Here is a 9,027-nt window from a genome sequence, read left to right on the forward strand (position 1 = left end):
CCCTCTCACCCGCACCCGATCCTCGACCCCGCCCAGTCCGCGAACGCGGCGTCCGACTCCGCCCCGCCCACCGACTCCGTCACCAGCCGCAGCGTCTTCCGCCCGGCGATCCCCACATGCACGGGCACCGCCGCATCCCCGCCCCTCATCACCGGCGAACGCCACAGCAGCACCCCGTCCCCGTACACGGAGAAGCGGACCGCCCCACTCCCCATCGTCATGTCGTCGACCCCGACCCTCGCGTCGTACGTCGAACACTTCCGGTTCAGATCGATCACCACCGACGACGTCGCCGGCACCGAGATCCCGTTGCCCTGTGGCACACCGCCGATGGACATCCCCGACCGCTGCCACACCGCACTGCTCTCCCCGATGCGCACCTCGGGCTCGGTGTGGTCGCCCATCGGCGAGTACGCCAACTCCGCGACGGGATAACCCTGCGGCGGCTTCGGCGCAGGGGCGGGCTTCGGAGGCGGCGGCGTCGGCCGCGGCCTCGGCGGCTTGGGCGCGGGCTTCACCGGCGGCTTCACCACCGGCGGCTTCGGCTTCGCCCGGGTCGGCGCGGGCTTCGGAGGCGGCGGCGGCTTCGGCGCAGGAGCAGGCGGCCGAGGAGGCGTGGGCGAGGGCGAGGGCAGAGGCGGGGGCGGGGGCGGGGGCACCTCCTTCACCACCGGCGGCTTCGCATCCACCTTCGGCGGAATCGGCGCATCGTCCCCGGCGAACGCGAACACCAGCCCCGCCGTCACCGCCACGGCCACCGCCGCACCGATCCCGACCTTCGCCGGAGCCCCGAGCCCCTCGGCCGCAGCCCCACCCCCGGCCGCCCCACCGGAACCCCCCGCACCGCCAGCCGCACCCGCACCACCAGCCGCACCCGCACCAGAAGCCGCCCCGGCCCCAGCCGCGACCCCCGCCCCGCCCGCCACGATCCCCGCAGCCTTCAGTGAGTACCCGGCCGCCACCCACCCGATGACCGCAACCGGCAGCAGCGCCGGAATCCCGGCGTTGACGTCGCTCAACTCACCTGCGGCCACCCGGCACTTCGCACACTCCTCCAGGTGCTTGCGCAGCCCCCGCTCGGCCCGCATCCGCAACCCGCCCCGCGCATAGGCGCCGAGCCGGTCCGCGTACTGCGCACAGTCCCCGCCGGCGGTCAGCGCGGTACTGACATGCGCCTGCAAGTACGCCTGCTTCAGGCCCTCCCGCGCCCGCGACGCCAGTACCGCCGTCGCGTTCGCCGTCAGCCCGAACAGCGGGGCCACGTCGCTCGGCGACTCCTCCTCGACCGTGGTGTGCCACAGCACCGCCTGCCACCGCTCGGGAAGTGACCGGAAGGCCTGCATGGCGAGCGTCTGCTCCGCCTCGTGCATCGCGCGCACGTCCGCGCCGAGGTCCAGCGTGTCGGTGTCCCGCGCCTCCGAGGCCCGCGCCGCCTGGTCGGCGAAGACCGCGAAGTCCTCGACGAGTTGCTCGCGCCGCGCCGTCTTCGTCCACGCCGCGGCCACCCGCCGCACCGTCGTCATCAGATACGCGCGCACGGCGTGCTGCGGGCCGGCCCCGCCCCGTACCGCCTGCAAGGTCCGTGCGAAGACCTCGGCGGTCAGGTCGTCGGCCGTGTGGCCGTCCCGGCAGCAGGTACGGGCGTACCGCCGCACCGCGTCCGAGTGCCGCCGGAAGAGCTCCTCGTACGCACCGTCGTCCCCGGCCCGCATCCGCTCGACCAAGTCGGCGTCGGACGTGCCCAGTTGTCCGGCCTCGCCCCGCGAGGTCCCGCCGCCGCGCTGCTGCGGCACGCTCGTCGGGTCGGGCCCGCGCTCGGCCGCCGGTGCGGGGGTGGCGCCCAGCGGGCCGCCCTGGCTGGGGACCTGCCGCGAGGGCAACCCCGGCCCGATGCCGTCGGCCGGAGAGGCACCGTCGGTCCGGGCTGCGTCCTCGCCGTCCCCGCCGTCCCCGACGGACTCGTCCCGCTCCTCAACGCCCATGGCGGAAGCCCCCGTACGCACCCATCGACCGCAACACCGGCCAAGAGTCCCACAGGGCGACGCGCCGAAAGCCGATCAAGCCCGCCAACCACCCGTCCGGGGACATTTCCCGAAACAGAGCGCTAGTCCTCACCCTTTCGGGGAGGCGTCGGCGGGCTTGCGGTACGACAAACCCTCAGCAGCAAGGGCCCGTTCAGCAGGGGTACGTCAGGATGCGGGCCGCGACCGCAGCCCCTCCAGCAGGATGTCCAGCAGCCGCGACGAAGCCGCCGCCTGCTGCGCCGCGTCCGGCAGCGATGGCGCCGCCGTGGCGATCACCAGCAGCACGTCCGCCACGGTCACGTCGCCCCGCAGCTCACCCGCCGCCCGCGCCCGGTCCACCAGCCGGCCCACGACCTCCAGGAGCGTCGCCGCCCCCGCGTCGTCCAGGTCGGGCCCGCCCACCGAACCGTCCTGCTCCACCAGCCGCAGGTCAGGAGCTTCCCCGGCCTGCCGCTGCTGCGGCACCCGGACCGCGGCGCCGTCGTCGGCACCTTCGGCGTCGTGCACCCCGACCCGCAGCACCTGGGGCGGCAGCAGCCTGCCCGCACCCGATGCCACCGACGTGCGCAGGAAACGGGACAGCGCCGACCACGGCTCGTCCTCCTGCCCGAGCGCCGTGCGCGCCTGCTCGGTCAGCCGGGAGGTCTCCTCCTCGGCTATCCGCCGCACCAGTACGTCCTTGCTCGGGAAGCGCCGGTAGACCGTGCCCACCCCGACCCGGGCCCGGCGCGCGACGTCCTCCATCGGCGCCCCGTAACCGAGCTCGCCGAACACCTCGCGGGCGGCCCGCAGTACGTGTTCCAGATTGCGCTGTGCGTCCACGCGGAGCGGCGCCGACCGGGGCGCCACGGCGGAACCGCCCGCACCCGCCCGTCCGTTGCCCTCCGCCACGGCGGCCGTCGACGTGGCCGCGGATGCGGCCGAGCCTGACGACGGCACGGCAGCCTGCCAATGTGAATCCTGAATGTGCATCAGCGTTCCCCCGGTAATGATGTCTCCCCCCGGAGACACTCCCCGCCCTGACTGCCGGCGTTCACGAGTCGCACGAGCATCCACCCCGCCACCCCGACGAGATACGAACATAGTTGAGCGCGGGGCGATTCAGAAGGGGGTTGTTCCGCACGGTGTGCCCCCCGAACGGAGCAGTTGCCCGGCTCTTCCCGCCCCCGAGCCACCGCAAATCCCCCACGTCACGCTCTGACCAGCGCATACATCGCGCCTATCCGCTCCCCGCGCCAACTTCCGCACACCGAAAGAAGACTGGCGTCCGGTCACACAATTCGCCGGCCCTGTGGACAAAGACCCGCGCCCGTTGCCTCATGGGACGGTGACAAATCCAGTGCGCATTCTCGTGGTAGGCGGCGGATACGTCGGCATGTACACCGCGCTGCACCTCCAGCGGAAGCTGAAACGACAGCTCACCGAGGGCGGCGCGGAGATCACCGTGGTCACGCCGGACCCCTACATGACGTACCAGCCCTTCCTCCCGGAAGCCGCCGCCGGATCGATCTCCCCGCGCCACGTCGTCGTGCCCCTGCGCCGTGTACTGCCGCACTGCCGCATCCTCGTCGGCGAGGTCAACGCCATCGACCACGCCAAGCGCACCGCCACCGTCACCACCCTCGCCACCGCCGAAGAGGGCACCGGGCCGCGGCAGCTGACGTACGACGAACTGGTCCTGGCCCCCGGCTCCGTCTCCCGCACCCTCCCGGTCCCCGGCCTCGCCGACCACGGCATCGGCTTCAAGACCGTCGAGGAGGCCATCGGGCTGCGCAACCACGTCATCGAGCAGATGGACATCGCCTCCTCCACCCGCGACCCCGCGGTCCGCGACGCCGCCCTCACCTTCGTCTTCGTCGGCGGCGGCTACGCGGGCGTGGAGGCCCTCGGCGAGCTGGAGGACATGGCCCGCTACGCCTCCCGCTACTACCACAACATCAAGCCCGCCGACCTGAAGTGGATCCTGGTCGAGGCCAGCGACAAGATCCTCCCCGAGGTCGGCGAGAAGATGGGCAAGTACGCCGTACGGGAACTGCGCGGCCGCGGCATCGACGTCCGCCTGAACACCCGCCTGACCTCGGTGGAGAACCGCGTCGCCGCCCTCGACGACGGCGCCCGCTTCCCCACCCGCACCCTCGTGTGGACCGCCGGCGTCAAACCCCACCCGATCCTCGCCGCCAGCAGCCTGCCCCTCACCGACCGCGGCCGCCTGCGCTGCACCGCACAGCTCACTGTCGACGGCGCGCCGCACGCGTGGGCCGCCGGGGACGCCGCCGCCGTCCCCGACCTCACCTCGCCCGAGAAGGGCAAGGAGTGCGCGCCCAACGCCCAGCACGCCGTCCGCCAGGCCAAGGTCCTCGCCGAGAACATCGTGGCTTCCCTGGAGAACCGCCCCCTGACCGACTACCGCCACAAGCACGTCGGCTCGGTCGCCTCCCTCGGGCTGCACAAGGGAGTGGCGTACGTCTACGGCCGCCGCCTCAAGGGCCTTCCCGCCTGGGCCATGCACCGCGCCTACCACCTCAGCCGCGTCCCGACCTTCAACCGCAAGGCCCGCGTCCTCGCCGAATGGACCCTCTCCGGCCTCTTCAAACGTGAGATCGTCTCGCTCGGCTCACTGGAACACCCGCGCGCCGAATTCGAACTCGCGGCGGGGGGAGAACCCCCGAAGCCCCGCTGACGTCCTTTCAATTACCGGCTGTCAGTGCGGTCCGTCACACTGGACGTGTGACGATAGGTTGACCCGCGCCTGCACACAGTGATCACGCACGCCGCCCCGTGCGCGACCACCGCCGCACGGCCGTCGCACCAGGCGGTCGTACGGGTACGACCCGGCGCGGACCGGCCTACTGCGCACTTCTGCACCCCGCAGCACCGCCCCACCGAAGTACCGCAGCACCCCGGGACCCCCCGGGACCAAGCCGACCCGCACCACCTCTCCGATCACGAGGCAAGTAGTTCAGTGAACTTCACCCGCTGGAGCGCCCGCTTCCCCGGAACGCAGCGCCGCGCGGCAGCCCGGTCCGACCGCGGGTCCGTGCCCGCCGCCCGCGGCGAAAGCGGGCCGCATCCCGATCCCGCCGTGGCACCGGCCGACGGGACCGATCCGGCCGCCGACGCACCGCGCCCGCCCACCCTCGACGACCTCTCCCTGCGCGAGATCGTCGGCCAACTCCCGGCCCTGGTCGCCCTGGTGTACGGGACCGAACACCGCCTCGCGTACGTCAACGACGCGTACACCTCCGTGTTCGGCGACCGCACCCCCGGCGCCCCCGCCGCCACCGAGCTGCCCGAACTGGAGGAGCTGGGCCTGCTCCCGCTCATGGACCAGGTCCTGCGCAGCGGCACCCCGCGTACGGTCAAGTCCCGACGTACGGCCAAGGGCGGCTCGTACACGATCACCTGCACGCCCCTGGACATCCCCGACGGCGGCGGCGTCCTCGTCTTCGCCGCCGACGTCACCGACCACGCCGACGCCGCCGAACGCCTGCGCGCCGCCGAACGCCGCCAGCGCGAGACGGCCGTCACCCTCCAGCGCTCCCTGCTCCCGCAGGAACTGGAACAGCCCGACGACCTGCGCCTGGCTGCCACCTACCAGCCCGGCGGCAAGGACGCGGCCGTCGGCGGCGACTGGTACGACGTGATCACCCTCGGCGCGGGCCGCACGGCCCTGGTCATCGGCGACGTCATGGGCAGGGGAGTGCGCGCCGCAGCGGTGATGGGACAGCTCCGCACGGCCGTCCGCGCCTACGCCCGCCTCGACCTCCCGCCCCACGAGGTCCTGCAACTCCTCGACGGCCTCGCCGCCGAGATCGACGCCAGTCAGATCGCCACCTGCGTCTACGCCGTCCACGACCCCAACGAGGGCCGCCTGGTCTACGCCTCCGCCGGCCACCTCCCGATCCTCGTCCGCGAGGAGGACGGCACGGTTCACCGCGCCGAGGACCACACGGGCCCGCCGCTCGGCACGGGCGGCTGGATGCACACCTCCGGCACGATCGCGCTGCCGCCCGGCTCCACCGCCGTCCTCTATACGGACGGCCTGGTCGAACGCCGCCGCGAGGACATCGACGAGGGCGTCGCCGCCCTCGAACGCGCCCTCTCCGGCGCGACCGGCACCCCCCAGGTCGTCTGCGACCGCCTCATGCGCGCCCTCGGCATCACCACCGACCACGACGACGACGTCGCCGTCCTGGTCGTCCAGCACCCCGCCCGCCAGGGCCACGACGCCGAGCTGTTCCACAACGCGGCGCTCGAACTCCTCGGCGGCATCGAGGCGGCCCCCCGCGCCCGCGCCTTCGCCACCGGAGTCCTCTCCTCCTGGCGCTTCCCCGTAGAGCTGTCCGACCTGGGCGTCCTCGCCGCCAGCGAGCTGGTCGCCAACTCCCTCCAGCACGGCACACCCCCGATGCGCCTGCGCCTGCGCCGCACGGACCGCCGCCTGATCATCGAGGTCACCGACGGCGACGACCACCTCCCGCGCCGCCGCCGGGCCGACCCCGGAGACGAAGCAGGACGAGGCATCTCGATCGTCGCAACGATCGCCTCGTCCTGGGGTTCGCGCCGCACACCGGGCGGCGGAAAAGCAGTCTGGTGCGAGTTCGCACTCCCGGACCACTCTTCGTAAGGAGTTACGCAGCAGCCTTCACAGCACTCTCGCCCTCGGCGGGCACGCTCTTGGCCACCACGATCGACTTGACCGGAATCGGCAGGTCCTGCGCAGCCGTGAGCCCCTTGCCCATGCGCAGCGCCAGCACGCTGATGCCGAGCGAGAACAGAATGAAGGTCACGATGTACGGCATGTGGAGCGACGCCCCCATGGGCCCGCCCACCGCCGGCCCGACCGCCAGCGCGAGCTGCTTGACCAGCGCGAAGGCCGAGTTGTACGTCCCCACCATCGACTCCGGCGCGAGGTCGGCCACCAGCGGCGCGACGGTCGGCGACAGCATCGCCTCACCGAGCCCGAACAGCGCGTACGTCGAGATGAACGCGGCCGTGGCCATCTCCTGGCTGCCGTGCCCGAGCCCCGCGTACCCCGCGAAGAGCCACGCCACGGTCCAGATCAGCCCGACCAGCGCGATCATCCGCGACCGGCGACGCCGCTCGACGAACTTCAGCACCAGGAACTGCGCGATCACGATCATCGCCGTGTTGGCGGCGAGCGCGATACCGAGCGTCGACGGGTCGATCCCGGCCGCCTCGGTCCCGTACGCGGCGAGCCCCGACTCGAACTGCCCGTAGCACGCGAAGAAGATGACAAACCCGAGCCCGCACAGCTGAAGCATCGACTTGTGCTTGGCCATCGTCTTGATCCCGGCGAAGAACCCCTGCCCGGCGGCAGCGCCCTCGACGACCGGGATGTGCGGCATCCGCACGGTCATCGCGATCCCGGCGAGCACCAGGAACATCACCGCTTCGATCCCGAACAGCAGAGTGAAGGAGGTCGGGTCGTTCTTGTCGACGATCTGGCCGCCGATGAGCCCACCGATGCCGAGCCCGAGGTTCGCCAGGAAGAACTGCATGGCGAAGGCACGCGTCCGGGTCTCCGGCAGCGAGCACCGCACGATCATCGTCGCGAGCGCGGGCTGCATGACCGCCGTACCGACACCGAGCACGGCCGCCGAGGCGACGGTCGTCCACAGGCTTGCCGCACTGCCGAGCGCGACCGCACCCACCGATGCCGACAGCGCGGCACCGATCAGTACGGGTACCGGCCCGCGCCGGTCGATGAGCGCCCCTACGAAGGGGAGCGCCACCAGCGCGGCCATGGCGAAGGCGCCAAGGACGATGCCCGCCGACGTCGGTCCAAGATCCCGTACCTGAGCCACGTACACGTACAGATACGGAACCGTGAATCCGAGCCCGAACGCACTCAGCGCGTTGCCTGCCTGAATCCGCCGCATCGCCGAGCCCATCGCCTTGGTCATACTCACCTCAACCCTGAAGACCTGAAGTCCAAAGACTTCAACAGTAAAGTTAGAACCTCAACAATACACAGAGAAGGACTTCAATGCCAACGCGCCCCATGCCATACTTCGCGGATGCCAGACACGCCAGAGTCGCCCGGCCCTCATGAGCCGAGCCTCGACGAGCAGATCGCCGCATACCAACGCGAATTCCGCGACCTCGACCCCCAGGTGGAGAAGGTCGTCTCGGCCCTCGGCCGCCTGAACCGCCGGATGAACGTGGCGTACGGCCGCCAGGTCGCCGCCCTGGGCATCAGCAACGCGGAGTGGGAAGTCCTGAAGACCCTCGTGGTCTCCGGCGCCCCCTACCGCCTGGGCCCCGGCGAACTTGCCAAGCGCCTCGGTCTCACCCCGGCCGCGATGACCCACCGCATCGACCGGATGGCCGGCGAGGGCCTGGTCACCCGCGACCGCGACGAGAACAACCGGGTCCGCGTCATCGTCGAGCTGACGGACGAGGGCCGTACGAAGTGGCTGGAGGCCATGCAGATGGCGTCCTCCTTCGAGGAGGACCTCCTCCAGGACCTCGCCCCCGAGGAACGTGTGGGCCTCGGCGAGATGCTGACCCGCCTCCTGCGCCGCGTCGAGGACGCCCAGCCGGACGCCGGCGGCCGCCTCACGGACCTGGACTGACACCCCTTCTCACGGTGCCCTCCGCACACCGTTTCCAACGCGCGTTCGGGGGCAGGGTGGGGAGGTTGACACCCCCCACCCTGATCCGTATGGTTCTCCGAGTTGCCCCAGCCGTAACGGTTCTGCGGGCAGCGACTCCCGCCGCGAAAGCGGCAAACAAACTCAGCACGATCTCCCGCCAGGGTCTATTTCGGCATGCCGAATTCAGACACTGGGAGCCGATTTCGGTTCACCGGGAAAATCCACTAGAGTTTGAGACGTCGGAACGGCCCAACAGCCGCAAAGACAAACCCCGCTGACTGGGAATCAGGCCCGAAAGGATCTGATAGAGTCGGAAACGCAAGAACAACAGAAACACCGAACGAAAAACGTCCGGAGGAAAGCCCGCGAGGGTGAGTACAAAG

General features: G+C 71.4%; 6 protein-coding genes. 3 read left to right on the forward strand and 3 right to left on the reverse strand.

The features are described from left to right. Window positions 1–5: 5 nt before the first annotated feature. Both IE269_RS11520 and IE269_RS11525 read right to left on the reverse strand, forming a co-directional pair. Complete coding sequence (locus IE269_RS11520) at window positions 6–1,982, reverse strand: sigma-70 family RNA polymerase sigma factor (protein WP_189822725.1); 1,977 nt, start codon at window positions 1,980–1,982, stop codon at window positions 6–8. Window positions 1,983–2,189: 207 nt separating this feature from the next. Continuing rightward, entirely contained in the window at window positions 2,190–2,996 is an 807-nt protein-coding gene (locus tag IE269_RS11525; protein ID WP_189822726.1) for a TetR/AcrR family transcriptional regulator, read from the reverse strand. 355 nt (window positions 2,997–3,351) lie between these two features. On the opposite strand from IE269_RS11525, the gene IE269_RS11530 reads away from it, so the two are divergent. Then, window positions 3,352–4,704: an NAD(P)/FAD-dependent oxidoreductase gene (locus IE269_RS11530; protein ID WP_189822727.1), complete on the forward strand. Its 1,353-nt coding sequence runs from the start codon at window positions 3,352–3,354 to the stop codon at window positions 4,702–4,704. A gap of 282 nt (window positions 4,705–4,986) precedes the next feature. Beyond that, on the forward strand, window positions 4,987–6,651 hold the full coding sequence (locus tag IE269_RS11535) for an ATP-binding SpoIIE family protein phosphatase (protein WP_189822728.1): 1,665 nt from the start codon (window positions 4,987–4,989) through the stop codon (window positions 6,649–6,651). Window positions 6,652–6,655: 4 nt separating this feature from the next. Here the strand turns inward: IE269_RS11535 and IE269_RS11540 are convergent, their stop codons facing one another. Next, a complete protein-coding gene (locus IE269_RS11540; RefSeq protein ID WP_189822729.1) occupies window positions 6,656–7,951 on the reverse strand; it encodes an MFS transporter in 1,296 nt (431 codons plus the stop codon). Between the two features lie 114 nt (window positions 7,952–8,065). Between IE269_RS11540 and IE269_RS11545 the strand changes: the two genes are divergently transcribed. Further along, a complete protein-coding gene (locus IE269_RS11545; RefSeq protein ID WP_189822730.1) occupies window positions 8,066–8,623 on the forward strand; it encodes a MarR family winged helix-turn-helix transcriptional regulator in 558 nt (185 codons plus the stop codon). The last annotated feature ends 404 nt before the right edge of the window (window positions 8,624–9,027 follow it).

Source organism: Streptomyces spiroverticillatus (assembly GCA_014650415.1).
Lineage (GTDB): Bacteria > Actinomycetota > Actinomycetes > Streptomycetales > Streptomycetaceae > Streptomyces > Streptomyces spiroverticillatus.